Source organism: Stenotrophomonas sp. FBCC-B152 (assembly GCF_059134105.1).
In genome coordinates this window covers 1,466,586-1,492,611 of the sequence record NZ_CP101442.1, presented here as the reverse complement: position 1 = coordinate 1,492,611, position 26,026 = coordinate 1,466,586, and the positions used below count along the sequence as shown (strand labels likewise).

19 protein-coding genes and 1 pseudogene are annotated in these 26,026 nt (G+C 67.2%); 11 read left to right on the top strand and 9 right to left on the bottom strand.

The window, feature by feature from the left end; translation table 11 throughout:
• The first annotated feature begins 20 nt into the window (after positions 1-20).
• The 10 genes from NMB40_RS07125 (at position 21) to NMB40_RS07080 (ending at position 14,820) form a co-directional block, all read left to right on the top strand.
• Positions 21-2,003, top strand: a complete 1,983-nt coding sequence (locus NMB40_RS07125) for a chemotaxis protein CheA (protein ID WP_494360583.1) — start codon at positions 21-23, stop codon at positions 2,001-2,003.
• Positions 2,004-2,626: 623 nt separating this feature from the next.
• A complete protein-coding gene (locus NMB40_RS07120; protein WP_494360582.1) occupies positions 2,627-4,861 on the top strand; it encodes a methyl-accepting chemotaxis protein in 2,235 nt (744 codons plus the stop codon).
• A gap of 167 nt (positions 4,862-5,028) precedes the next feature.
• The gene (locus NMB40_RS07115) at positions 5,029-5,805 is read left to right on the top strand and encodes a flagellar brake protein (protein WP_282248428.1); all 777 of its coding nucleotides are present in this window, start codon (positions 5,029-5,031) and stop codon (positions 5,803-5,805) included.
• A 486-nt stretch (positions 5,806-6,291) separates the two neighbouring features.
• Positions 6,292-6,783 (top strand): chemotaxis protein CheW, encoded by a 492-nt coding sequence (locus tag NMB40_RS07110; RefSeq protein WP_068851606.1) that lies wholly within the window; start codon positions 6,292-6,294, stop codon positions 6,781-6,783.
• 147 nt (positions 6,784-6,930) lie between these two features.
• Positions 6,931-7,314: a hypothetical protein gene (locus tag NMB40_RS07105; RefSeq protein ID WP_392917203.1), complete on the top strand. Its 384-nt coding sequence runs from the start codon at positions 6,931-6,933 to the stop codon at positions 7,312-7,314.
• Positions 7,315-7,408: 94 nt separating this feature from the next.
• Complete coding sequence (locus NMB40_RS07100) at positions 7,409-9,775, top strand: methyl-accepting chemotaxis protein (protein WP_494360581.1); 2,367 nt, start codon at positions 7,409-7,411, stop codon at positions 9,773-9,775.
• A 200-nt stretch (positions 9,776-9,975) separates the two neighbouring features.
• A complete protein-coding gene (locus tag NMB40_RS07095; RefSeq protein WP_494360580.1) occupies positions 9,976-12,243 on the top strand; it encodes a methyl-accepting chemotaxis protein in 2,268 nt (755 codons plus the stop codon).
• A gap of 53 nt (positions 12,244-12,296) precedes the next feature.
• Positions 12,297-13,163 (top strand): CheR family methyltransferase, encoded by an 867-nt coding sequence (locus NMB40_RS07090; protein WP_282248258.1) that lies wholly within the window; start codon positions 12,297-12,299, stop codon positions 13,161-13,163.
• The gene (gene cheD, locus NMB40_RS07085) at positions 13,160-13,756 is read left to right on the top strand and encodes a chemoreceptor glutamine deamidase CheD (protein WP_282248259.1); all 597 of its coding nucleotides are present in this window, start codon (positions 13,160-13,162) and stop codon (positions 13,754-13,756) included. The genes NMB40_RS07090 and cheD overlap by 4 nt, the downstream gene beginning before the upstream one ends.
• On the top strand, positions 13,753-14,820 hold the full coding sequence (locus tag NMB40_RS07080; RefSeq protein ID WP_282248260.1) for a protein-glutamate methylesterase/protein-glutamine glutaminase: 1,068 nt from the start codon (positions 13,753-13,755) through the stop codon (positions 14,818-14,820). The genes cheD and NMB40_RS07080 overlap by 4 nt, the downstream gene beginning before the upstream one ends.
• Before the next feature lie 8 nt (positions 14,821-14,828).
• Here NMB40_RS07080 and NMB40_RS07075 read toward each other — a convergent pair whose 3' ends face one another.
• The 6 genes and pseudogenes from NMB40_RS07075 to NMB40_RS07050 all read right to left on the bottom strand — a co-directional run bounded on the left by NMB40_RS07075 (position 14,829) and on the right by NMB40_RS07050 (position 21,204).
• A complete protein-coding gene (locus tag NMB40_RS07075) occupies positions 14,829-15,704 on the bottom strand; it encodes an amidohydrolase family protein (RefSeq protein ID WP_494360579.1) in 876 nt (291 codons plus the stop codon).
• Positions 15,705-15,715: 11 nt separating this feature from the next.
• Positions 15,716-16,738 (bottom strand): amidohydrolase family protein, encoded by a 1,023-nt coding sequence (locus NMB40_RS07070; RefSeq protein WP_494360578.1) that lies wholly within the window; start codon positions 16,736-16,738, stop codon positions 15,716-15,718.
• A 22-nt stretch (positions 16,739-16,760) separates the two neighbouring features.
• Positions 16,761-18,041, bottom strand: coding sequence for a carbohydrate porin (locus NMB40_RS07065; protein WP_494360577.1), 1,281 nt, complete (start codon positions 18,039-18,041; stop codon positions 16,761-16,763).
• Positions 18,042-18,120: 79 nt separating this feature from the next.
• Positions 18,121-19,434, bottom strand: a complete 1,314-nt coding sequence (gene dctA / locus NMB40_RS07060; RefSeq protein WP_494360576.1) for a C4-dicarboxylate transporter DctA — start codon at positions 19,432-19,434, stop codon at positions 18,121-18,123.
• Positions 19,435-19,476: 42 nt separating this feature from the next.
• Positions 19,477-20,540, bottom strand: a pseudogene (locus NMB40_RS07055) (4-oxalomesaconate tautomerase).
• The gene (locus NMB40_RS07050) at positions 20,533-21,204 is read right to left on the bottom strand and encodes a 4-carboxy-4-hydroxy-2-oxoadipate aldolase/oxaloacetate decarboxylase (protein WP_448142585.1); all 672 of its coding nucleotides are present in this window, start codon (positions 21,202-21,204) and stop codon (positions 20,533-20,535) included. Before NMB40_RS07050 ends, NMB40_RS07055 begins: the two are co-directional and overlap by 8 nt.
• A 100-nt stretch (positions 21,205-21,304) precedes the next feature.
• Between NMB40_RS07050 and NMB40_RS07045 the strand changes: the two genes are divergently transcribed.
• Positions 21,305-22,558 carry a LysR family transcriptional regulator gene (locus NMB40_RS07045; protein WP_494360575.1) on the top strand — a complete coding sequence of 418 codons (1,254 nt, stop codon included), beginning with the start codon at positions 21,305-21,307 and terminating at the stop codon, positions 22,556-22,558.
• 59 nt (positions 22,559-22,617) lie between these two features.
• Here the strand turns inward: NMB40_RS07045 and acnB are convergent, their stop codons facing one another.
• From acnB to NMB40_RS07030, 3 genes are all read right to left on the bottom strand, one after another.
• Entirely contained in the window at positions 22,618-25,203 is a 2,586-nt protein-coding gene (gene acnB / locus NMB40_RS07040) for a bifunctional aconitate hydratase 2/2-methylisocitrate dehydratase (RefSeq protein ID WP_282247209.1), read from the bottom strand.
• Between the two features lie 61 nt (positions 25,204-25,264).
• Positions 25,265-25,663, bottom strand: coding sequence for a type II toxin-antitoxin system VapC family toxin (locus tag NMB40_RS07035; protein WP_282247208.1), 399 nt, complete (start codon positions 25,661-25,663; stop codon positions 25,265-25,267).
• A 7-nt stretch (positions 25,664-25,670) separates the two neighbouring features.
• Positions 25,671-25,895 (bottom strand): AbrB/MazE/SpoVT family DNA-binding domain-containing protein, encoded by a 225-nt coding sequence (locus tag NMB40_RS07030; protein WP_494360574.1) that lies wholly within the window; start codon positions 25,893-25,895, stop codon positions 25,671-25,673.
• Positions 25,896-26,026: the final 131 nt, after the last annotated feature.

The window sequence follows — 26,026 nt, the reverse complement described above, 5'->3', positions numbered from 1 at the left end:
GTAACCGGACCCGAACGCCCATGAGCATGGACCTGCAACGCTTCCACGCCACCTTCTTCGAGGAAAGCCGCGAGGGCCTGGACGCGATGGAAGCGGGCCTGCTGGCACTTGAATCGGGCCAGCAGGATCCGGAAATCATCAACTCGGTGTTCCGCGCTGCGCACTCCATCAAGGGCGGCGCCGGCACCTTCGGCTTCGACGCCATCGCCGCGCTGACCCACGTACTCGAAACGCTGCTGGACGAACTGCGCGCCGGCAAGCGCGCGCTGGAAGCGGCGGCCGTGGATGCCATGCTGTCCTCGGTGGACGTGCTGCGCGCCCTGCTGCGCGAAGCGGAACACGGCCAGCCGGCCGATCCGCAGGCCGTGGCCGCGGTCAAGGCACGCCTGGAAGCGGTGCTGTCCGGCCAGGCGCCGAGCGCCGCCGCGCCGGTTGCCGCCAAGGTCGATGACACCCCCGAAGCGTGGCAGATCGGTTTCGTACCGGCGCCGTCGCTGTTCATGAGCGGCAACGATCCGCTGCGCATCATCCGCGAACTGGAACACCTGGGTTCGCTGCAGGTGGCCGCGCGACTGGACCGTTTGCCCGGCTTCGACCAGCTCGACCCGCTCGAAGCCCACCTGGCGTGGGACCTGGGCCTGGTCGGCAAGGTGCCGCGCAGCAAGATCGAAGACACCTTCGCCTGGGTCGTGGACGACTGCGAACTGGACATCCGTCCGGCCGCACCGCCGAGCCTGGCCACCAGCGCCCCGGCAGCCGCCGCGCCTGCCGCAGCCGTGGCCGCCGCACCGGCAGCACCTGCGGCAGCAGCCGCACCTGCGGCCACCAGCGAAGCAGAAACCTCCATCCGCGTCGCCGTGGAAAAGGTCGACGCGCTGATCAACCTGGTCGGCGAACTGGTCATCACCCAGGCCATGCTCAAGCAGGTCTCGCACGCGCTGGACCCGGTGCATGCCGAACAGCTGTTTGCTGGCCTGGACCTGCTGGAACGCAACACCCGCGACCTGCAGGAAGCGGTGATCGGCGTGCGCATGCTGCCGGTGGACGCGGTGTTCCGCCGCTTCCCGCGACTGGTCCGCGACCTCTCCTCGCGCCTGGGCAAGCACGTGCGCCTGCGCACCATTGGCGAAGGCACCGAGCTGGACAAGGGCCTGATCGAAAAGATCGCCGATCCGCTGGTCCACCTGGTCCGCAACTCGATCGACCACGGCCTGGAAATGCCCGACGTCCGCCGCGACGCCGGCAAGGACGAAACCGGCACGATTACCCTGGCCGCATCGCACCAGGGCGGCCATATCGTGATCGAAGTCAGCGACGACGGCCGCGGCCTGAACCGCGACAAGATCCTGGCCAAGGCCCTCGAACGCGGCTTGGCCGTGCCCGACAACCCCACCGATGCGCAGGTCTGGGACCTGATCTTCCAGCCCGGGTTCTCCACCGCCGATGCCGTCACGGATCTGTCCGGTCGTGGCGTGGGCATGGACGTGGTCCGCCGCAACATCCAGGCGCTGGGTGGCGAAGTGCAGCTGGAAAGCAGGGCCGGCAATGGCACCCGCGTGCTGATCCGCCTGCCGCTGACCCTGGCCATCCTCGACGGCATGACCGTGGCGGTGGCGGGCGAAACCGTGATCCTGCCGCTGGCATATGTGCTGGAAGCACTGCAGCCGCAGCCGGAAGACGTGCGTTCGATGGCCGGCGAAGGCCGTGTGCTGCGCGTGCGCGGTGAATACCTGCCGATCCTGTCGCTGAGCGAGTACTACGGCTTCGGCCGCCGCACCCACGATGATTCGCTGGTGGTGGTGGTGGAAGGCGATGGCCAGAAGATCGCGCTGGAAGTGGACGAACTGGTCGGCCAGCAGCAGGTGGTGGTCAAGAACATCGAGAACAACTACCGGCGTATCAGCGGTGTGTCCGGTGCGACCATCCTGGGCGACGGCCGCGTTGCGTTGATCGTGGATATCGGCGGCCTGGTGCGTTCGCTGCGGGTGCCGCAGGCGGCGTAAGCGCCACGGGCCCTGCCCGCTCGAAACGCCCCCGCTTGATGACGGGGGCGTTTTTTGTTCTGCACGCATGATGGGCGGCTTCGGTTCGCTCTAAACGTTGGACCCGTTGTGGCAACCGTTCGCGCGTCGGCTTCGGACGCTTGGGCCGCGCTGCGCGCGGTGTCCACGCAGGGCGTGGACCTACGAACTGTTACGTGCGCAGGACGATCACGTAATCAACGTCAAAAACGGGCGCGACGCCTTTGCGCCCTGCGCGACCGATGTAACCGAATGCGTAGATCCACGCCCTGCGTGGATGCTCTTCGTTCCGGCGCCATGAACGCCTGGTTGCAAACCGTGATGTCGGTCGGGGCCGATACGGTCGCGTATCGGTGACCCATTCGCCACCGCATGGCGAAACCATTGGTATTGCTTGCTTTCGCAACCATCGGCCGGAATCCGCGCCGCTGCGTGGGCCGCGAAAAAATGTGACATCGCGCACTCAAGAAACCGCCATGCGCCGCCGTTATCCGCAATAGCGATGAGACGTTCATTGCCCGCCTGACGCCCCACCGCCTTGCTGCTTCGACCTTTCGCCCAGCACCCCACGGCTGTGCGCCCCCGCCCTGCCCGGAGTTTCCCGCATGAAGTGGTTCCATGATCTGCCCATCAGCCGCAAGCTCGCGGTCGGGTTTGCCCTCACCACCCTGATGACGATCGCGCTGGGCGTGTTTGCCCTGGTGCGCCTGAACAGCGTGAATGCCGAACTCGCCGAAATGGCGAGCAATGACATTCCCTCCGTCCAGCACCTGGGCGAAGTGCGCGCGCAGCTCGGTGAATTCCGCACCTTCGAACTGGCCCAGCTGACCATGCTGGACCAGGCCGACAAGGTGGCCGACTACAACAAGCGCATGGACACCACGGCCAAGGCCGTGCGCGACGAGCTGCAGGCCTACGCCGCGCTGCCGGCCGGTGACCAGGAGAAGGCGCTGTACAAGAAGGTCGCCGCCGACCTGGAGGTCTACTTCGCCGCCAATGCCGAAATGCGTACAGCCGTGGCCGCCGCCGATGGCGTGCTGGCCCAGCAGATCTCCGATGAGAAGTCGCGCCCGGCGCGCCGCAAGATGTTCGACGACCTCAAGGAACTCGGCGCCTTCAGCAGCAACCTGATGCAGGCCAAGATCGCCGACGCCAACGCCACCCACCGCACCAGCGTGGTGGCCATCCTGGTCACCATCGGCCTGCTCTCGCTGCTGGCCATTGCCATGGGCGTGGTGATTTCGCGCGCCATCACCGGCCCGATCCGCCAGGCCATGCACGCCATCCAGTCGGTGGCCCGCGGCGACCTGTCGGTGAACATCGCCTCCAGCACCACCGCCGATGAAGCCGGCCGCATGCTGGCGGCCACCCGCGACATGACCCTGATGCTGCGCCGCTTCTCCAGCGAAACCCAGCAGATGGTGGAAATGCACGCCGGCCCGGACATCAGCCACCGCATCCCGGAAGACTTCCCGGGTGTGTACGGCCAGCTGGCCGTGGGCGTGAACACGGTGATCTTCGAGCACCTGGATTCGATCAAGGACGCCATCAACGTGCTCAACCAGTACGCGGCCGGCGACCTGTCGCAGAACGCGCGCCGCCTGCCCGGCACCCGCGCGATCCTGCACGAATCGATGGACGCGGCAAAGGCCAGCCTGCTGGCGATCAACACCCAGATCCAGAGCCTGGCCCAGGCCGCGGCCGCCGGCGACTTCAGCCAGCGCGGCGACGCACTGCGCTTCGACCACGACTTCCGGGTCATGATCGAGCACCTCAACACGATGATGGAAGTGGCCGACGGCAACCTGTCGCAGCTGTCGCACCTGCTGCAGGCCATCGCCAACGGCGACCTTACCGCGCGCATGCAGGGCCAGTTCCACGGCGTGTTCGCCAGCATGCGCGACGATGCCAACACCACCGTGGCCCAGCTGACCCAGATCGTCAGCCGCATCCAGCACGCCTCGGGCAGCATCAGCACCGCCGCCGGCGAAATCGCATCGGGCAACAACGACCTGTCGCGCCGCACCGAACAGCAGGCCGCCAACCTGGAAGAAACCGCCGCCTCGATGGAGGAACTGACCTCCACCGTGCGCCAGAACGCCGAACATGCCCGCCAGGCCAACCAGCTGGCCATCGGCGCGCACTCGGTGGCTTCGCAGGGGGGTGAAGTGGTCGGCAAGGTGGTCAGCACCATGCACGAGATCGACGCGTCCTCGCGCCGCATCGCCGACATCATCACCGTCATCGACGGCATCGCCTTCCAGACCAACATCCTGGCCCTGAACGCGGCCGTCGAAGCGGCCCGCGCGGGTGAACAGGGCCGTGGCTTCGCCGTGGTCGCCTCCGAAGTGCGCACCCTGGCCCAGCGTTCGGCCAGCGCGGCCAAGGAGATCAAGGGCCTGATCGACGAGTCGGTCGGCAAGGTCGCCGAAGGCTCGGCGCTGGTCAACCAGGCCGGTGCGACCATGGGCGAAATCGTCGCCTCGGTCCAGCGCGTGACCGACATCATGGCCGAGATCTCGGCGGCCTCGCAGGAGCAGTCGGCCGGCATCGAGCAGGTCAACCAGACCGTGATGCAGATGGACGAAACCACCCAGCAGAACGCGGCGCTGGTGGAGGAAGCCACGGCGGCGGCCCGTTCGATGGAAGAACAGGCCGGCCACCTCACCGATGCGGTGTCGCTGTTCAAGCTCGAGGGCCAGGCCGCCCCGGTCGTCGCCGCCGCACCGGCAGCGCGCCACGCCGCCCCGGCCCGCCCGCGTGCACCGGCCGCCCCGGTCCGTCGCGCGGCGGTGCGCGAGCCGGTACTGGCCAACGAAGGCGACTGGCAGGAGTTCTGATCCTCGCCACCGTCCGCCCCTGACACCACCCCGCTCCGGCGGGGTGGTTTTTTTCGGCGATCGCACCGCTACACACATTGGCCCTACATTATTGTGAACTGCTGCCGATAAACGGACAGAGACCTGATATCGCACGATATCCGTACCCGCCCAACGCAGCAGAGTCCATGTCCGAAGGCAGCCTTGACCCCCATGACGCATCCCATGCCGCCCACGAAGACGGCACGGACGATCGTTACCTGGTCCGCAACCCCCGGCAGATCCGCCAGCTGCTGCAGGCGCTGATCGACCAGCGCTCGCTGATCAACGCGCACCTGGGCGGTCGCGACCAGTCGTTCCCGACCGCGATCCTGGAACTGGACGAGGACGACGACTGGCTGCTGCTCGACGGCAGCCCGTCCGAGCCGGCCAACCGCGCCGCCGAAGACGCCGGCCACCTTCTCTGCTTCGCGCAGCTGGACCGGGTGATGGTCCGCTTCCGCCTGGACCACCTGGAACGCACCGGCGGCCACCGCCACGTCGCCTTCCGCGTGCCCTTCCCGACCGAACTGGTGCACCTGCAGCGCCGCGAACTCTATCGGCTGGAAACCCCGTTCACCGACTCCCCTCACCTGCTGTTCCCGATCAACGAAGACCGCAGCGAAGCCCTGCACCTGCGCGTGGTGGACATCAGCGGCGGCGGCCTGGCCGTGACCGTGCCGGTGGACTGCAACGTCTTCAGCATCCAGAAGCGTTACGACGCCCGCCTGGACATGCCCGAAAGCGGCCCGCTGCAGATCTCGCTGATCGTCTGCAACCAGCTGGCGGTCAAGCTGCCCAGCGGTGTGGAGATGAAGCGCATCGGCATGCGTTTCGATGGCCTCCCGCGCGGCGGCGACAGCGCCATCCAGCGCTACATCTTCCGCATCGACCGCCAACGCAGCGCCCGCAAGAACGGCGAGTAGCTGAGGCAACAGCAACAGCAAGAGCCGCGGTGAGCTGATCGCTTCCGGGCCGGTGGCGGTAGGCCCGCGGGGGGCGCCGTAAACCCATCCATGAGGGCTTGGTCGCGGCATCCATGCCGCTCACACCCCCGCAAACCTACCGCCACCAACCCGCCGACCCTCGGCCGGCGCCTCAAAGAGAGCAAGAGCGGTACCAACCAACGGTTGGTACCTACCGCTTTTCCTGTGTGCACCGACACAGCGTCAAAGGGTTGGCGGGGGTGGGTTGGCGGGACCGTAGAGCGCCATGGATGGCGCGAACGAGCCTACACGGACGTACTTGCGGCGTGTCCCGCCAACCCACCCCCGCCAGCCCAAGCCAGGGACACCCGCAGACCAGACGCTCTTGCTCTACGCCCTGCGCCTCTAAAGTCGCGACATCCCAGGCCGATATCCAGCGTGACGCCCCGGTTTTCCGACCGCCACGCCCGACCCAGGATTCCTTCCATGAACGACAGCAACCCCAACGCCGCCAGCAGCGGTGGCGAGTACCTCAGCTTCACCCTCGGCGCCGAGCACTACGGCGTGGACATCCTCAAGGTGCAGGAAATCCGCGGTTACGACTCCGTCACCCGCGTGCCCGATGCCCCCGATTACATCAAGGGCGTGATCAACCTGCGCGGCACCATCGTTCCCGTCATCGACCTGCGCCTCAAGCTGCGCCTGGATGAAGCACGCTACGACGCCTTCACCGTCATGATCGTCCTCAACGTCGACAACCGCGTGGTCGGCATCGTCGTGGACAGCGTCTCCGACGTGATCCCGCTCAACGCCGACCAGATCCGCCCCACCCCCGAGTTCGGCGCCGCCGTCGATACCCGCTTCATCTCCGGCATCGGCACCCAGGACGATCGCATGCTGATCCTGCTCGATATCGAAACCCTGCTCGACAGCGCCGACATGGGCCAGCCGGCCGTTGTCGAAGACGCTGCCGCCTGATCCGGCCCCTGCGACAGACCGGAACGACTTTCGTTCAACAAAGTCCTTAAGTTGTGTCGCAACTGGCCGATAGCTGGATTCAGGAACCGGACGCGCGGCCCCGCCACGCCCCGGACCACTTATCCATATCCCCCGGAGAATCTCCCGATGAAGTCCCTGCTTGCACTGCTTTCGGTCGCTGTCCTCGCCACGTCCGCCTCGTCCGCTTTCGCCCAGTCGGCTGAAATGATCCCGCCGGAGCTGGCCGCGCGCGCCGTTGGCAAGGATGGCATGGTCTGCGGCAAGGTCGAAAAGGCCCGCTACGCCGAAGGTTCCGAAGGCCAGCCGACCTTCCTGTACATGGGCGGCGCCTTCCCGCGCCACACCTTCTCGGCCCGCATCGCCGGCGAGAACCGCGGCAAGTTCAGCTTCCCGCTGGAAACCCTGGAAGGCAAGACCGTCTGCGTGATCGGCAAGATCGCCCGCGACGCCTCGCGCGCTGAAATCGAAGTCAGCTCGCCGGCTGGCCTGAAGCTGGCCAACATCAAGTAATCGCCCCACGCCCCGCCACGCCGGCACAGGCCGGCGTGGCCGCTGCAACCGGGCGCCACGCCCGGACGCGTCTGCCACCGGAGAGTGCACCACCATGCAATGGATCAACAACCTCAAACTGATGCCGAAGTTGATGCTGACTTTCGGTGTAATCCTGCTGGTGATGCTGCTGCAGGGCGTGGTCGCCTACCGCGGCCTGCACTCCCTCAACAACGTGACCACCGAACTGGCCGGCAACCGGATGGAAAGCATCCGCATGGCCGGCGAAATGCGTGGCATGCTCGGTGAATACCGCAACTCGGCCTACCAGGGCCTGATCCGCGCCAGCGACGACGTCAAGGCCGAAGCCAAGACCCGCGCCGCCGACCTGCGCACCAAGATCGACGCCTCGATCAAGAAGTACCCCGCCCTGATCGACAGCCCGCAGCAGAAGAAGCTGTTCGACGCCTTCGCCAAGGATTGGACCGATTCGCTGGCCTCCTACGATTCGGTCACCGAAATGCTGGAGCTGGACCTGCCGGACGATGCCATCGATACCTTCGTTGGTGAAACCCGCACCAAGCACCTCAAGGCCGCCACTGCCCTTGAAACCCTGATCGCCGAAGACAACCGCCTTGCCCGCGCCTCGCGCGAAGAGGCTGAATCCACCTACGCCACCTCCGCCACCCTGACCATCATCGCCCTGCTCGGCGGCGCCGCCATGGGCCTGGTGCTGGTGTACCTGTTCGCCCGCTCGCTGGTCGGCAGCGTCCGCGGCGCCGTGTCGGTGGCCAATGAAGTGGCCGGCGGCAAGCTGGACGGCCATATCGACGTCACCCGCAAGGATGAAGTCGGCGACCTGATGCAGGCCATGCAGCGCATGCAGCGCGACCTGCGCGACCGCACCGAAACCGAACAGGCCGTGGCACGCGAAAACCTGCGCATCCGTACCGCGCTGGATTACAGCTCCACCGGCGTGTACCTGACCGACAACAACCTCAACATCGTCTACGCCAACCGCGCGCTGGAACAGACCCTGTCCCAGTACCAGGACGACCTGCGCCGCAACCTGCCGGACTTCGACGCCTCCGTTTCGCTGGTCGGCCGCCCGCTGACCGTGCTCGAGCACCGCGGCGAGATGGACGCCAGCCTGCTGGCCAACCTCAAGCAGCACGGCGTGGCCCGCCGCGCCATGCAGTTCGGCGATGCCCAGTTCGCCCAGGTCGTCTCCACCATCCGCAACGAAGAAGGCGAGAGCGTCGGCCACGTGGTCGAATGGCGTGACCGTACCCCCGAAGCGCTGGTCGAAGCCGAAGTAGCGCGCGTCATCGCCCAGGCCGCCGCCGGCGACCTGTCCGGCCGCATCAGCGCCGAAGGCAAGGATGGTTTCTTCCTGCAGCTGGCCCAGCAGATCAACGGCCTGCTCGACGCCAACGCCTCCAGCATCGAACAGATCTCCGGCCTGCTCACCGCACTGTCGCAGGGCGACCTGACCGTGCGCATGCACGGCGAGTTCGAAGGCGTGTTCGCCACCATGCGCGATGACGCCAACGCCACCGCCGAACAGCTCAGCGGCATCGTTACCCGCATCAAGCAGTCCAGCCAGGCCATCAGCTCGGCCGCCAGCGAAATCGCCACCGGCAACAGCGACCTGTCGCGCCGTACCGAACAGCAGGCGGCCAACCTGGAAGAAACCGCCGCCTCGATGGAGGAACTGACCTCCACCGTGCGCCAGAACGCCGAACACGCCCGCCAGGCCAACCAGCTGGCCATCGGCGCGCACACCGTCGCCTCGCAGGGCGGTGACGTGGTCGGCCAGGTGGTGACCACCATGAGCGCGATCCAGACCTCGTCCAAGAAGATCGCCGAGATCATCTCGGTGATCGACGGCATCGCGTTCCAGACCAACATCCTGGCGCTGAACGCCGCGGTGGAAGCCGCACGTGCCGGTGAACAGGGCCGCGGCTTCGCCGTGGTCGCCTCCGAAGTGCGCACCCTGGCCCAGCGTTCGGCCGGTGCCGCCAAGGAAATCAAGGGCCTGATCGACGACTCGGTCGGCAAGGTCAACGACGGTTCGGCGCTGGTGCACAAGGCCGGGGCCACCATGGGCGAGATCGTCGCCTCGGTGCAGCGCGTGACCGACATCATGGCCGAGATCTCGGCGGCCTCGCAGGAACAGTCGGCCGGCATCGAACAGGTCAACCAGACCGTCGTGCAGATGGACGAAACCACCCAGCAGAACGCCGCGCTGGTGGAAGAAGCCACCGCCGCCGCCCGCTCGATGGAAGAACAGGCCGGCCACCTCAGCGATGCCGTGTCGATCTTCCGCCTGGATGAGCAGGAAGTGGCGCCCGCCGCACCGGTGTTCGCACCGGCACCGCGTGCGGTCAGCCGCCCGGCCGCCGCGCCGGCACCGGCGCGCAAGCCGGCCAGCCGTGCGGTCGCTGCCGAGGTCGCCGAGGGTGACTGGCAGGAGTTCTAAGCCGCCCCGCGCATCCGCGCAGCGGTGAAACACACAGGCCCCGATGCTCCGGCATCGGGGCCTTTTCATGTCTGAAGCTGAATGCGCTCAGCTCGCGCCGCTAAATCGGCGCCGGTTTCTGCCGATAACTCCATTGCCTCGACACGTTCGTCGACGTCGGCTTGCGCTGTACGCCCCCGCTAGAGAAGGCCCCCCCGCCCATGAATCTTTCCAGTCGCTTCTCCAACCTGTCCGTGCGCGGCAAGTTGAACCTGCTTACCGCCCTGATCGCCATCGGCGTGGTCGCCCTGGCCATCATCGCCGCGCGCATCCAGTACCTGGACCTGGCCGAGACCCGCAAGGATGCCCTCAAGACCCAAGTCGAACTGACCTACGGCATCCTGGATCACTACAAGCGACTGGCCGGTACCGGCGAACTCACCGAAGAGGCGGCCAAGGCGGCGGCACTGCAGGCGCTGCACAGCATGCGCGCCGACGGCGAGAGCGCGTACTACAACGTGCTGGCCACCGACTACACCCTGCTCATGCACCCGTTCGCCCCGGACCGGGTCGGCAAGGTGCAGAAGGACTACCTGTCCAAGGACGGCGTGCCGCTGTACCTGCAGCAGGTGGACATGGCCAAGACCGGCGGTGGCTACACCTATTACTCGACCACCAAGCCCGGCGCGGGCGAGAAGCTGATCGAGAAGTCCACCTATGCCGGCATGTATGCGCCGTGGCAGTGGGTGGTCACCAGTGGCGTGTACATGGACGATGTGCAGTCCGACGCGCTGGCCTTCACCGGCATCATGGCCGCCACCGGCGGCGCGCTGGTGCTGGTGGTGCTGGCCCTGAGCTGGCTGATCGGCAACCGCATCACCGGGCCGCTGCGCCAGGCCACCGGCGTGGCCGACAGCATCGCGCGCGGCAAGCTCGACACCCGCATCGGCGCGCAGGCGCAGGACGAACCGGGCCGCCTGCTGGAAAGCATGGGCCGCATGCAGCAGCAGCTGCACGCGGTGATCGGCGCCCAGCGTGAAATGGCCAGCCAGCACGATGCCGGCCAGACCAGCTTCCGCATGGACGAATCCGCGTTCCCGGGCGAATACGGCCTGATGGTGCATGAAACCAACACCCTGGTCGGCGCGCACGTGCAGACCATGCAGGACGTGCTGGCCGTGGTGCAGCGCTACGCCGTGGGCGACCTGAGCGCCGACATCGCCCGCTATCCGGGCGACAAGGCCGCCATCAGCACCACCGTGGACACCGTCAAGCAGAACCTGGCCAGCATCAACGCCGAGATCAAGCGCCTGGGCGCTGCCGCGGCAGCGGGTGATTTCACCCAGCGCGGCGACGCGGCCCGCTTCGACCACGATTTCGGCCAGATGATCGCCAGCCTCAACGCGATGATGCAGGTCAGCGACGACAACCTGGGCAAGCTCTCGCAGCTGCTCTCGGCCATTGCCGAAGGCGACCTCACCGCGCGCATGCACGGCGAGTACCAGGGCGTGTTCGCCACCATGCGCGACGACGCCAACGCCACCGTGACCCAGCTGACCCAGATCGTCGGCCAGATCCAGGAAGCGGCCGGCAACATCAACCTGGCCGCCGGCGAAATCGCCACCGGCAACAGCGACCTGTCGCGCCGTACCGAACAGCAGGCCGCCAACCTGGAAGAAACCGCCGCCTCGATGGAGGAACTGACCTCCACCGTGCGCCAGAACGCCGAACACGCCCGCCAGGCCAACCAGCTGGCGATCGGCGCACACGGCGTGGCCTCGCAGGGCGGCGACGTCGTCGGCCAGGTGGTCACCACCATGAGCGCCATCGAAGCCAGCTCCAAGCGCATCGCCGAGATCATCTCGGTGATCGACGGCATCGCCTTCCAGACCAACATCCTGGCGCTGAACGCCGCGGTGGAAGCGGCGCGCGCCGGCGAACAGGGCCGCGGCTTCGCCGTGGTCGCCTCCGAAGTGCGCACCCTGGCCCAGCGCTCTGCTGCCGCCGCCAAGGAGATCAAGGGCCTGATCGACGATTCGGTCGCCAGCGTGTCCGATGGCTCGGCCCTGGTGCACAAGGCCGGTACCACCATGGGTGAGATCGTCGCCTCGGTGCAGCGCGTGACCGACATCATGGCCGAGATCTCGGCCGCCTCGCAGGAACAGTCGGCCGGCATCGAACAGGTCAACCAGACCGTGGTGCAGATGGACGAAACCACCCAGCAGAACGCCGCGCTGGTGGAAGAAGCCACCGCCGCCGCCCGCGCCATGGAAGAACAGGCCACCCAGCTGGCCGATGCGGTGTCGATCTTCCGCCTCGACAACCAGGTGGCTGCCGCCGTCAGTGCCGTCACCGCGCGCATCGCCACCCCGGCGCCGCAGCGCGCCGTGACGCCTGCGGCCGCGCCGAAGGCAGTCGCCCGCAAGCCGGCCCCGGCGGCGCGCGCACCGCGCACCACCGCCGACGATGGCAACTGGCAAGAGTTCTGAGCGCACGCGGCGGCCGCACGGCCGCCGCCTTCTCCCTTTGATCGAGTTCGCCCGTGACCACGCCCACCGCACCTGCCTCTGCTGCATCTACGACCGGCCGCGAATTCGAGTTCGCCGACCGCGACTTCCGCCGCATCTGCGACCTGATCTACCAGCGCGTCGGCATCTCGCTGGCGCCGGCCAAGCGCGACATGGTCTACGGCCGGCTCTCGCGCCGGCTGCGCACGCTCGGCCTGCGCAGTTTCCAGGAGTACCTGGACCAGCTGGAAAGCCACGGCGGCGATGAGTGGCAGGCGTTCACCAACGCGCTGACCACCAACCTCACCGCGTTCTTCCGCGAACCGCACCATTTCGAGAAGCTCGACACCGAGCTGCGCGCGCGTGCCGGCCACGGCACCCTGCAGCTGTGGTCGTGCGCGGCCTCCACCGGCGAAGAGCCCTACTCCATGGCGATCACCGCCTGCGAAGCGTTCGGCACGCTGAAGCCGCCGGTGCGCATCCTCGCCACCGATGTGGACACCCAGGTGCTGGCCACCGCCAGCCGTGGCGTGTATGCCATCGACCGCGTATCGGGCCTGGACCCGGCGATCAAGAAGCGGTACTTCCAGCGTGGCAGCGGCCCCAATGAAGGCCAGTGCCGCGTGCATCCGGCGCTGCGCGAGCTGATCGACTTCCGCCCGCTCAACCTGCTGGCCCCCCGCTACGACGTGGGCGGCCCGTTCGACGCGCTGTTCTGCCGCAACGTCATGATCTATTTCGACAAGCCCACCCAGCGCGGCATCCTGTCGCGGCTGATCCAGCACATGGGCGACGATGGCCTGCTCTACACCGGCCACTCGGAGAACTACCTGCACGCCGCCGACCTGATCCAGCCGTGTGGTCGCACCCTGTACAAGCGCGCGCCCGGAGCCCCGGCATGAACCTGGCCGCCCGCCCCGACGATGTGATGCGTTACTTCGACAGCCGCTTCAAGGTCACCGCCGCCAAGCTGCTGCCCACCCAGTACCTGGTGGTGGACGACGACACCGCGCTGACCACCACCCTGGGCTCGTGCGTGGCCGCGTGCCTGCGCGACCCGGTGCTGAAGATTGGCGGCATGAACCATTTCCTGCTGCCCGAGGGCAACGTCGGCGATGGTGCCCCGGCGCGCTACGGCAGCTACGCCATGGAACTGCTGATCAACGACCTGCTCAAGCGTGGTGCGCACCGCAAGCGCCTGGAGGCCAAGGTGTTCGGCGGCGCCAACGTGCTCAAGGGCTTCACCAGCAACCCGGTGGGTACCCGCAACGCCGAGTTCGTGCGCCAGTACCTGCAGGCCGAACATATTCCCGTGCTGGCCGAAGACCTGTGCGGCATCCACCCGCGCAAGGTGTGGTTCTTCGCCGACACCGGCCGCGTAGTGGTGCAGCGCCTGCCGCACGCCCACGAAGCTGAAGTGGCCGCGACCGAATCGGCCGTGCGTGCCCGCCTGTCCAAGGCCCCGGTCACCGGTGGCGTGGAGCTGTTCGAATGATCAACGGTTCACCCTGCAGGGTTTTGATCGTCGACGATTCGGCGGTGGTGCGGCAGATGCTGAGCGAGATCCTCGCCAGCGACCCCGGCATCGAAGTGGTCGGCACCGCGGCCGATCCGCTGCTGGCGCGCGAGAAGATCAAGCGCCTGGCCCCGGACGTGATCACGCTGGATGTGGAAATGCCGCGCATGGACGGGCTGGCATTCCTGGAAAACCTGATGCGCCTGCACCCGCTGCCGGTGGTGATGATCTCGTCGCTGACCGAGCGCGGCGCGGACACCACCCTGCAGGCGCTGGCGCTGGGCGCGGTGGATTTCATCTCCAAGCCCAAGTTCGACGTGGCGCGAGGCCTGCAGGGCTATGCCGAAGAGATCATCGGCAAGGTCAAGATGGCGGCGCGATCGCGCGTGCGCACCCTGGCCCGCCCGATCACCCCGCGCATCACCCTGGACGCCGTGGCGCCCTCGCCCGCGCGGTCGATCCAGTTCCGTACCACCGACCGCCTGATCGCCATCGGCGCCTCGGCCGGCGGTACCGAGGCGCTGCGCGTGGTGCTCGAAGGCCTCCCGGCCGATGCCCCGGCGGTGGTGCTCACCCAGCACCTGCCCGCCACCTTCAGCACCGCCTTTGCCGAACGCCTGGACCGCCACTCGGCGATGTCCGTGCGCGAAGCCAGCGACGGCGAAGCGGTGCTGCCTGGCCACGCTTACCTGCCACCCGGCGGCAAGCACCTGCGGGTGATCCGTGACGGTGCGCGCTGGCGCTGCCGGGTGGATGACGGCCCGGCCGTGAACCGGCACAAGCCGGCGGTGGACGTACTGTTCCGTTCGGTGGCCGAAAGTGCCGGTGCCAACGCCATCGGCGCGATCCTCACCGGCATGGGCGACGACGGCGCGCGTGGCCTGCTGGAACTGAAGAACGTCGGCGCACCCACCCTGGTCCAGGACGAAGCCACCAGCGTGGTCTGGGGCATGCCGGGCGCCGCCTTCAAACTCGGCGCCACCGACGAGCAGGTCCCGCTCGAGCGGATCGCCGAACGCCTGATGGCACTCGCGCGGGGTTGATCCCGCGCTTACGCCCAGTACAACCGCATAGGGTTGTCCACCAGCAGTTTCTGCTGCTGGTCGGCGGTCACCGCAATCCGTGGAATGAAGTCCACCAGCTTGCCGTCATCGGGCATGTGCGACTTCAGGTTCGGGTGCGGCCAATCGGTGCCCCACAACACCCGGTCCGGGAACTGCTCCACCAGGTGCCGGGCGAACGGCACCACATCGTCGTAATTCGGTGGGCCCGACTGCGACAGCCGCTCCGGGCAGCTCACCTTGCTCCACACGTTCGGATGCTCGCGCATCAAACGTACGAAACGCTGGAACTCCGGCCCGTCCACCGGCTGGGTCACGTCCGGCCGGCCCATGTGGTCCACCACCACCGTGGTCGGCAGCGAAGTAAAGAAATCCCAACGCTCGGCCAGGTCGGCCGCCTCGAAATACACCACCACATGCCAGCCCAGCGGCGCGATCCGCTCGATGATGGCGTGGTAGTACGCATCCGGCTTCGGGTCCACCAGCCGCTTCACGAAATTGAAGCGCACCCCGCGTACACCGGCCTCATGCAGCTCGCGCAGTTCGTCGTCGGTGACCGTATCGCGCACCGTGGCCACGCCGCGCGCGCGGCCGTCGGCACTGCGCAGCGCATCCACCAGGGCCCGGTTGTCGGCACCGTGGCAGGTCGCCTGCACGATCACGTTGCGCTCAAAGCCCAGATGGTCGCGCAACGCGAACAATTGCGCCTTGCCCGCATCGCAGGGCGTGTACTTGCGCTCAGGCGCATACGGAAACTGGTCCCCCGGGCCGAACACGTGGCAATGCGCATCCACCGCGCCCGGCGGCGGCACGAATACCGGCCGGCTCGGGTCCGGGCAGAAATCCAGCCAATCGGCATCTTTCACGAAATCCGCCATTACAGCCCCCTCGCCTTCAGCTGCGCATCCAGCCGCGGGTACACCCGGCGCGCGTTGCCCGACAGCACCTTGCTGCGATCCGCCGCCGACAGCCCCAGTGCTTCCACATAGCGCAGGGTGTCGTCGAAAAACTGCCCGGTTTCCGGGTCGATGCCACGCACCGCGCCGACCATTTCCGAGCCGAACAGGATGTTGTCGATGTCGATCACCTTGAACAGCAGGTCAATACCCGGCTGATGGTAAACGCAGGTGTCGAAGAACACATTCTTCATCACATGCTCGTTCAGCGGCGGCTTGCCCAACATGTCGGCCAGGCCACGGAAGCGACCCCAGTGATAGGGCACCGCGCCGCCGCCGTGTGGAATGATGAAGCGCAGTTCCGGGAAGTCACGGAACAGGTCGCCCTGCAGGAACTGCATGAACGCGGTGGTGTCGGCATTGAGGTAGTGCGCGCCGGTGGCGTGGAAATTGGCATTGCAGCTGCCCGAGACATGCACCATGGCCGGCACGTCCAGCTCCACCATCTTCTCGAAGAACGGGTACCAGGCGCGGTCGGTCAGCGGCAGCCCGTTCCAGTGGCCGCCAGAAGGGTCCGGATTGAGGTTGCAGCCGACAAAGCCCAGCTCGTTGACGCAGCGCTCCAGTTCGGCGATCGAGTTGGCGATGGGCACGCCGGGCGACTGCGGCAGCTGGCACACGCCGATGAAGGTCTCCGGGTACAGCGCCACCACCCGCGCGATCAGGTCGTTGCAGCGCCGGGTCCATTCCGCGCTCACTGCTTCATCGCCGATGTGGTGGGCCATGGTGCTGGCGCGCGGCGAGAAGATCGTCATGTCCGCGCCGCGCTCGCGCAGCAGGCGCAGCTGGTTGCCTTCCACGCTCTCGCGCAGTTCGTCGTCGCTGATCACCGGGTATACCGGCGCCGGCAGCGAGGGGTCGTTGAAATGGGCCACCTGCGCCTTGCGGAACGCATCGTGGCTGGCGGGGGCGGTCGTGTAGTGACCGTGGCAATCGATGATCATCAGGGGCCTCGTGGGGGAGGAATCACCAGCCGAACAGCTGGGCAAAATGCACATCCACGCGCAGCCCGACGATCAGCGCGTCGGGAATGTCGGTGGTACGGGTCGGCGCGTAGATCGGGTCGGGGTTGATCACATACTGCAGGTTGGGCATCAGCCGGATGCCCTTGTGCACCGCCCAGCCATAGCTGAGCTCGGCGATGATCTCGTCGGCATTCGGCGCACCGCTGCCGCCATTGCGTGCGCGGCGGTCGCGCAGGAAGGCGATCTGCTCATCGCTGAAGTGGGTGTTGGAGACGAACATCGCCAAGGTGTCCTGGTCGCGGCCGGCGAAGGTGCCGGTCTTGACGAAGCCGACCGCGGCGAACTGGTCCACCGGCGCTTCATTGCCGGTGTTCACGTAGGCGCGGGCGAACAGCGCCAGGTTGCGCTTGCCCTCGCCGCGCCACACGGTCTGGTCGGCCATTGCGTACCAGCCCGCGCGTGCGCCCTCCTGCATCACCGTGGGCTTGCCGGTCAGCGCGGCCGAGTTGCCGTTGGCGTCGAAGTAGGAGCTCTTGCCGCCATCGGTGTTGCGGTACATGCCCACGCGGTAGGTGCGCGGCAGCCGGTCGTTGGCGAAGCTGGTCTGGTAGCCGGCCTCATAGGCGGTGATGGTGCCGGTGCCCTCGCCCACCGAGAAGTCCAGGCCGTTCTTGCCGGCCTTGTTCAGCTCGTTGTTGTAGTCGAACGCCCCGCCCTGCACATACCAGCGATCATTCACGTCGTAGCGCAGGATGCCGGCCCAGGACGAGTTCGGGAATGCGGTGATGCCCAGGTCGGTGATCGCGCCATACGGAGTGAGGCACATCGCATTGCTCATGAACACGCAGTTGAGCGCGGAGTTGTTGAAGTAGCTGTTTACCGGCGCACGGCCGGCGGTGATGCTCAGCCCGTTGTCGAAGCGGTGGCGCACGGTCAGCCGGGTCAGGCGGCCACCGGCCACCGGCCGCCAGGTCTGCTGCGCGCTGATCGAGTTGCCGATCTTCTCGCGCGCCAGGTTGCGCCCCGCAAACCAGGCCCACTGCGCGTCCACGTCGGTGTTGTGCACGCCGAACAACGCGTCCAGGTCGAACTTCGACTGGGCCATGATCCAGTACGAGCCTTCGGTGCCCTGCTCCACCCCGCCCACGGGGTTGGAGGCAACGTTGCCGACAAAATCCAGGGTCAGGTCGACGCCCTTGGGCAGGGTGCCTTCGGCGGCGGCCGGGGCGGCCAGTGCAGCGCTGAGCAGCAGCGCCAGCGGGGTGTGGCGGAAGATGGACATGAAAACTCCCTCCCCGCTGCCGTGGGCAGCGGGTTCAATGCATTCGGGGGGGCGCCGCGGGCAGCCCGCGGCGCGTCGGTCAGGCTTCGCGCACGCCGAGGTGGCGCAGGCGGGCGCGGCGGGTGCCGATCTGCGCGGCCATCACCTTCTCGTCCAGCTTGCCTTCCCACTTGGCGATCACCAGCACCGCAATCGCGTTGCCGACCAGGTTCACGAAGGTCAGGCCTTCAGCCAGGATGCGGTGGATGCCCAGGATCAGCGCGATGCTGGCCACCGGGATGGTGCCGGTGGTGCCCAGCGTCGCTGCCAGCACCACGAACGCTGCACCGGCCACGCCGGCGGCGCCCTTGGACGTAAGCAGCAGTACCGCGATCAGCCCCAGCTGGTGCCACACGGTCAGCTCGGTGTTGGTCGCCTGGGCCAGGAACAGCGCCACCGTGGTCAGGTACAGGCAGGTGCCATCCAGGTTGAACGAGTAGCCGGCCGGAATCACGAAGCCGACGACGCCTTCTTCGCAGCCCAGCTTCTTCATCTTCTCGATCAGGCGCGGCAGCACCGTTTCGGTGGAGGTGGTGGCCGCCACGATCACGATTTCATCGCGCAGGTAAGCCAGCAGCCGCCACAGGCTGGCGCCGGTCCACCAGCACACCGCGCCGAGCACGAACACCGTGAACGCCGCGCAGACCACGAAGAACTCGATGATCAGCTCGCCCAGCGACAGCAGTGACCCCGCGCCGAACTGGCCCACGGTGAAGGCGATGGCGCCGAACGCGCCAATCGGCGCGAAGTACATGACGTAGCCGATGATCTTGAACAGTGCCGACGAGGTGCCTTCGATCACCTTCATCACCGGCGCGCCGCGCTCACCGATCGAGGCCAGCGCCACGCCGAACAGCACCGCCACGAACAGCACCTGCAGCACGTGCGCCTCGGTGAACGCACTGACCAGCGTGTTGGGAATGATCGCCATGATGTAGGACACGATCGACTGGTCGTGCGCGGTATGCACGTAACCCTGGATGCTGGCCATGTCGATGGTGGCCGGGTCGATGTTCATGCCGGCGCCGGGCTGCCAGAGATCGACCGCAACCAGCCCGACGATCAGCGCCAGGATGGTGATCACCTCGAAATAGATCAGCGATTTCAGCGCGAGCCGGCCCACGCTGCTCATGTCGCGCATGCCGGCGATGCCGTGCACCACCGTCACGAAGATGATCGGGCCGATCATCATGCGGATCAGCTTGATGAAGGCATCGCCGAACGGCTTCATCGCCGAACCCCAATCCGGCTGCAGCCAACCCAGTACGACGCCGATGATGGTGCCGGCCAGCACCTGGAACCACAACTGGCCAAAGACGCCGAAGCGGCCCTGCCGCTTCTCAACAACAGTCATAACAACCCTCCCAGGTCACAAGAATAGAGACGTCGTGCGTATTCAGTCGAACAGCACGCCGTCGAACAGCTTTCGGGCGGTGCGCAGGATGGCCGCAGCGGCCACCTGCCCGTGCGCGTCGCGCTCCAGCACGCAGCCGGTGCTGCCGCTGGGGTGTTCAATGTCCAGCTGCAGGCGGCTGCCGTCGGGCACCACCGCGAGCGCATGGGCCGGCGATCCGGGCAGCAGGCAGGCCGTGGCCACGGTGACCGCGCCCAGCACCCCGATGGAGGCGTGGCAGCGGTGCGGGATGAACGAACGCACGCAAATCGCGCCGCCGTCGCGCGGGGCCGCCACCAGCATCATCTTGGGCACCGACTGCGCGCTGACATCGCCGAGGTTCATCAACGGCCCCGCCTGCAGGCGGATCGCCTCCAGGCGCGCCTTCAACGCATCGTCGGCATCCAGCGTGGCGCGGTCCTCGTACCCGCTCACGCCTACATCGCTGGCGCGCAGCACCACGCAGGGCATGCCGTTGTCGATCAGGGTGAGCTCCATCCCCCCGATCACATCCACCGCGTTGCCGGTCGGCAGCAACGCGCCGCAGCTGGAGCCGGCGATGTCAGCAAAGGTCAGCGGAATCGGCGCCGCCGTGCCCGGCACACCGTCGATCCGCGCCGAACCGTCGTAGCGCACCTGGCCGCCGGGGGTCTGTACGTTGGCGGTGGCCACCTTGCCGGTGTTCACCATGAAGATGCGCACATCGGTGCTTTCGCCGGTGGGTTGCACCAGCCCGCGTTCAAGGGCGAACGGCCCGACCCCGGCCAGCAGGTTGCCGCAGTTCTGCGCATCGCTCACCACGGCCTGGTCGACGAACACCTGCAGGAACAGGTAATCCACGTCCGCGCCGGGGTGGCGGGAGGGCGGGAGGGCGATACCACCGCGACCTTGGAGGTCAGCGGGTCGGCGCCGCCCATGCCATCGATCTGGCGCGGGTCCGGCGAGCCATACGCGCGCAACAGGAACGCATCGCGCGCGGCCGCATCGGCCGGCAGGTCGGTGGCCAGGAAGTAGCCGCCCTTGGAGGTGCCACCGCGCATCCACATGGCCGGCACACCCTTACTCATAGCGCAGGCCCTTGGCCGCCAGGCGTTCGCGCATGGCGTAGATGTCCAGGCCCAGCTCGCCCTTGGCCAGGCGTTCACGCTTCTCCGCCTCGCGCGCTTCGCGCGCCTGCGATTCGGCCGCCACCCGCACCGCATCGGCGCGCGGCACGATCACCACGCCGTCATCGTCGGCGATCACCACGTCGCCGGGGTGGACCAGCGCACCGCCGCAGACCACCGGCACGTTCACCGAGCCCAGCGTCTCCTTGACCGTACCCTGCGCATGGATCGCCCGGCTCCAGACCGGGAAGCCCATTGCGGTCAGGTCGCGCACATCGCGTACGCCGGCATCGATCACCAGCCCCAGGCAGCCACGCACCTGCGCGGAGGTGGCCAGCAGGTCGCCGAAGTAGCCGTCGGTGCAGTCGCTGGTCGGCGCCACCACCAGCACATCGCCTTCGCGCAGCTGCTCGATGGCCACGTGCATCATCCAGTTGTCGCCGGGCGGCACCGACACGGTGATGGCGCTGCCGGCAATGCGGGCGCCGCTGTAGATCGGGCGCAGCCGCGGGTGCAGCAGGCCACTTCGGCCCTGCGACTCATGCGCGGTGGCCACGCCTGCCTGGGCCAGGACCTGGAGTGCGCCGGCAGCGGCGCGTTCGACACGGGTGACGACGCGGGACATCCATCCATCCTTCAATGACGATGATGCAGTCTTGTCCGCCAGCGCCCACCCCTCAAGATCGATTTCCGCAACAGCCATTGGGTTTGGTTATAGTTGATCCATGAACCGGCCCTTCGAGCTGAACCTGAAGCATCTGCATGCGCTGGTCGCGGTGCACCACCACGGCGGCATCAGCGCCGCCGCGCCACACGTGAATCTCTCCCAGCCGGCACTGACCCAAGCCATCGCGCGGTTGGAGAGCCAACTGGACGCACCCCTGTTCGACCGCCAGCCCGGCGGCATGGCACCCACGGAAGCAGCGGAACTGCTGGTGCCCCGCATCGAGCGCGCACTGGGTTACATCGCCGATGGCGTGCGGGTGGCACGGCGTGCACAGCGCCTGCCTGCGTTGCCTGCCGTTGAGCGACGCGTCACGCTCGGGCAGCTGCGCGCGCTCGTGGCGGTGGACGACGCCGGCAGCTTCACCCTGGCCGCAGCGCGCGCCGGCATCTCCCAGCCGGCGATCTACCGCGCCGTGCACGAGCTGGGCACCGCCATTGAAACGCCGTTGACCGAGCGTCACGGCAAGACCGTGCAGACCACCCCGGCCGCCACACGCATGCTGCGGCTGGTGCGGCTGGCGCTGTCCGAACTGGCAGCGGGCCTGGACGAAGTTACCCTGCTGCGCTCCGAGCAGGGCGGCAAAGTCACGCTCGGCGTGATGCCGCTTGCCCGCGCGATCCTGCTGCCACAGGTGCTGGCGCGCTTTGCCCGCGCCCACCCGGGCGCATCGGTCAATGTGATCGAAGGCCCTTACGCGGAACTGCTGGGCGATCTTCGCGCCGGAAGCCTGGACCTGTTGAACGGTGCGATGCGCGACACCCTGCCCGTGCGCGATGTCGCGCAGGAAGGCCTGTTCGACGATGACCCGGTGATCGTCGCGCGCAGCGGGCACCCGCTGGCCGGCAGCGGCCCGCTCGACTTCGACCGGCTGCTGGCGTTTCCCTGGGTGATCGCCGCCACCGGCGCGCCTGTGCGCGCCCGTTGGGAACGCATGTTCCGCCAGCATGGCCATGAACCGCCGCGCCTGCGCATCGAATGCGGCTCGGTGCTGATCACCCGCGGCCTGCTGCTGGAAGACGACTGGCTCACCCTGATGTCACGCGATCAGTTCGTGATCGAACGCCGCGCGGGCCTGCTCAGCGAAATCGGCAGCGCCGGCGACGACCTGCGCCGCCGCATCGGCCTCACCACCCGCGCCGACTGGCACCCCACCCGCCTGCAGCAGGCGTTCGTGGAAACCTTCCGCGCCGTCTGCGCCGAACGCAGCAACGACGCCACCAACGCCTGGCCGTTCCGCTATCCACGACGCTGACAAACAAAAACCCCCGGTTCTCACCGGGGGTTTTCGTTCAACACATCAGCCGATCAGGCTCAGGCGGCAACCGTCTTGGCCACGTCCTGGTAGTCCTCGATCTGGTCGAAGTTCATGTAGCGGTAGATGTCCTTGCTGCTGGCATCCAGCACGCCGATGTCGGCCATGTACTCTTCCTTGGTCGGGATGCGACCCAGGCGCGAGCAGATCGCGGCCAGCTCGGCCGAACCCAGGTATACGTTGGAGTTGCGGCCCAGGCGGTTCGGGAAGTTGCGGGTCGAGGTCGAGAACACCGTCGCACCTTCGCGCACCTGTGCCTGGTTGCCCATGCACAGCGAGCAGCCCGGCATTTCCATGCGTGCACCGGCGGTGCCGAAGGTGCCGTAATGGCCTTCCTTGGTCAGCTCCGAGGCATCCATCTTGGTCGGCGGGGCCACCCACAGCTTGGTCGGGATGTCGCGCTTGCCTTCCAGCAGCTTCGCAGCCGCACGGAAGTGGCCGATGTTGGTCATGCACGAACCGATGAAGACTTCATCGATGGCCGCACCAGCCACGTCCGACAGCGTCTTGACGTCGTCCGGATCGTTCGGGCAGGCCACGATCGGCTCGTGGATGTCGGCCAGGTCGATCTCGATGACGGCGGCGTACTCGGCGTCGGCATCCGGCTGCAGCAGCTCCGGGTTGGCCAGCCAGGCTTCCATCTTCTCGATGCGGCGCGCCAGCGAACGGGCGTCCTGGTAACCCTCGGCGATCATCCACTTCAGCAGCGTGATGTTGCTGGTGAGGTATTCGATGATCGGCTCCTTGTTCAGGTGCACCGAGCAACCGGCGGCCGAACGTTCGGCCGAGGCATCGGACAGTTCGAACGCCTGCTCGACCTTCAGGTCCGGCAGGCCTTCGATTTCCAGGATGCGACCGGAGAAGATGTTCTTCTTGCCGGCCTTGGCCACGGTCAGCAGGCCGGACTTGATCGCGTACAGCGGAATCGCGTTGACCAGGTCACGCAGGGTCACGCCCGGCTGCATCGTGCCCTTGAAGCGCACCAGCACCGATTCGGGCATGTCCAGCGGCATCACGCCGGTGGCCGCCGCGAAGGCAACCAGGCCCGAGCCGGCCGGGAACGAAATGCCCACCGGGAAACGGGTGTGCGAATCGCCGCCGGTGCCGACGGTGTCGGGCAGCAGCATGCGGTTGAGCCAGCTGTGGATCACGCCATCGCCCGGGCGCAGCGAGACGCCGCCACGGGTGGAGATGAACTCCGGCAGCGTGTGGTGGGTCTTGACGTCCACCGGCTTCGGGTAGGCAGCGGTGTGGCAGAACGACTGCATCACCAGGTCGGCCGAGAAGCCCAGGCAGGCCAGGTCCTTCAGCTCGTCGCGGGTCATCGGGCCGGTGGTGTCCTGCGAGCCCACCGAGGTCATCTTCGGTTCGCAGTAGGTGCCCGGGCGCATGCCCTGGCCTTCCGGCAGGCCACAGGCGCGGCCGACCATCTTCTGCGCCAGCGAGAAGCCCTTGCCGGTATCCGGCGGGTCCATCGGCAGGCGGAACAGGTTGGTCGGGGCCAGGCCCAGCGCTTCGCGCGCCTTGGCGGTCAGGCCACGGCCGATGATCAGCGGAATGCGGCCACCGGCGCGCACTTCGTCGAACAGCACGTCGGACTTCACCTGGAACTCGGCGATGACCTGGCCATCCTTCAGGGCCTTGCCGTCATAGGGACGCAGCTCGACCACGTCGCCCATGTTCATCTGCGACACGTCCAGCTCGATCGGCAGCGCGCCGGCGTCTTCCATGGTGTTGTAGAAGATCGGGGCGATCTTCGAACCCAGGCACACGCCACCGAAACGCTTGTTCGGAATGAACGGAATGTCTTCGCCGGTGAACCACAGCACCGAGTTGGTGGCCGACTTGCGGCTCGAACCGGTACCCACCACGTCGCCCACGTAGGCCACCAGGTGGCCCTTGTCCTTCAGCGATTCAATGAACTTGACCGGGCCGCGCTTGCCGTCTTCTTCCGGCTCGATGCCATCGCGCTTGTTCTTCAGCATCGCCAGGGCGTGCAGCGGGATGTCCGGGCGGGTGGTCGCATCGGGGGCCGGCGAGAGGTCGTCGGTGTTGGTTTCGCCGGTCACCTTGAGCACGGTGATGGTCAGGCTCTGCGGCACTTCCGGGCGGCTGGTGAACCACTCGGCATCGGCCCAGCTCTGCAGCACGCCCTGGGCGTTGGCATTGCCGGCCTTGGCCTTTTCCTGCACGTCGTGGAAGGCATCGAACACCAGCAGGGTGTTCTTCAGCGCGGTGGCGGCGATCGCGCCGACGGCGGCATCGTCCAGCAGCTGCACCAGCGGCGCGACGTTGTAGCCGCCCAGCATGGTGCCCAACAGTTCGGTGGCGCGCTCGCGCGGGATCAGCGCGTTGGTTTCGCTGCCGAAGGCAATGGCGGCCAGGTACGAGGCCTTGACCTTGGCGGCATCATCGACGCCGGCCGGCACGCGGTGGGTGAGCAGGTCGAGCAGGAACTCGGCCTCGCCCGCCGGCGGGTTCTTCAGCAGCTCAATGACGTCGGCCGTCTGCTGGGCGCTCAGCGGCAGCGGCGGGATGCCAAGCGCGGCGCGCTCGGCTACGTGGTGGCGGTAGGCTTCCAACATGACAACTCCCGGGAAATTCTTTGAAAAGACTTCGGTTGAATACGGCGGTTGAGTAACGGGCTCAGGCGTGCGGCACGATCAGCTTCAGGCCCTTGAAGTAGTCGCGGTAAAATGTGTCGTTCCAGGTGATCAGGCCGTCGCACTGCAGCAGCGCGTGCGCGCCGACCATGAAATCGTCGATGCCCCGCCTGCCGGTCCCGCGCTGGCGGTGGCGGCGGTGCATCTCGCCGGCACGCAGCGCCGACTTGGCTTCCAGCGGGCTGAAGCGGACGCCCATCTCTTCCAGTGCTTCCTGCACCTCGGCGCCGCCGCGCAGCGCGGCGCAGATCTCGGCCAGCACCACCCCGCAGATCACCACGCGGCCGCCGACAAGGCTCTGGCGCAGGCAGGCTTCCACCGCATCGGCCTGGGGGCCGTTGCTGAGCAGCTCGATGAGGACCGGGGAATCAACGGCGATCATGCAGCGCTCATTCCTCGTCGCGCACGGCGAGCACGGCCGCCTCGGCCGACTCGAAGCCATCCAGCGCGAACTTGCCGCGGGCACGCGAAATGGCATCGTCCACGCTCTTGCGCAGGATGATGCGGCTGCCGTCGAGCTCCACCTTCAACTGGGTGCCCTTGGTCAGGCCGAGCGCGTCGCGGACCGCCTTGGGCAAGGTGATCTGTCCGCGTTCTGCAACGGTGGCTTCCATCGGTAGGCCCTCCAAAGTATGCACAAATTATACATACTTCCCCGGGCATACTTCCACTGCCATACCCATGACACCGGCGATACATATTCATAGGTAGCCTGAGAGCCTGCCGCAGACCGCCGCCCGGCTGA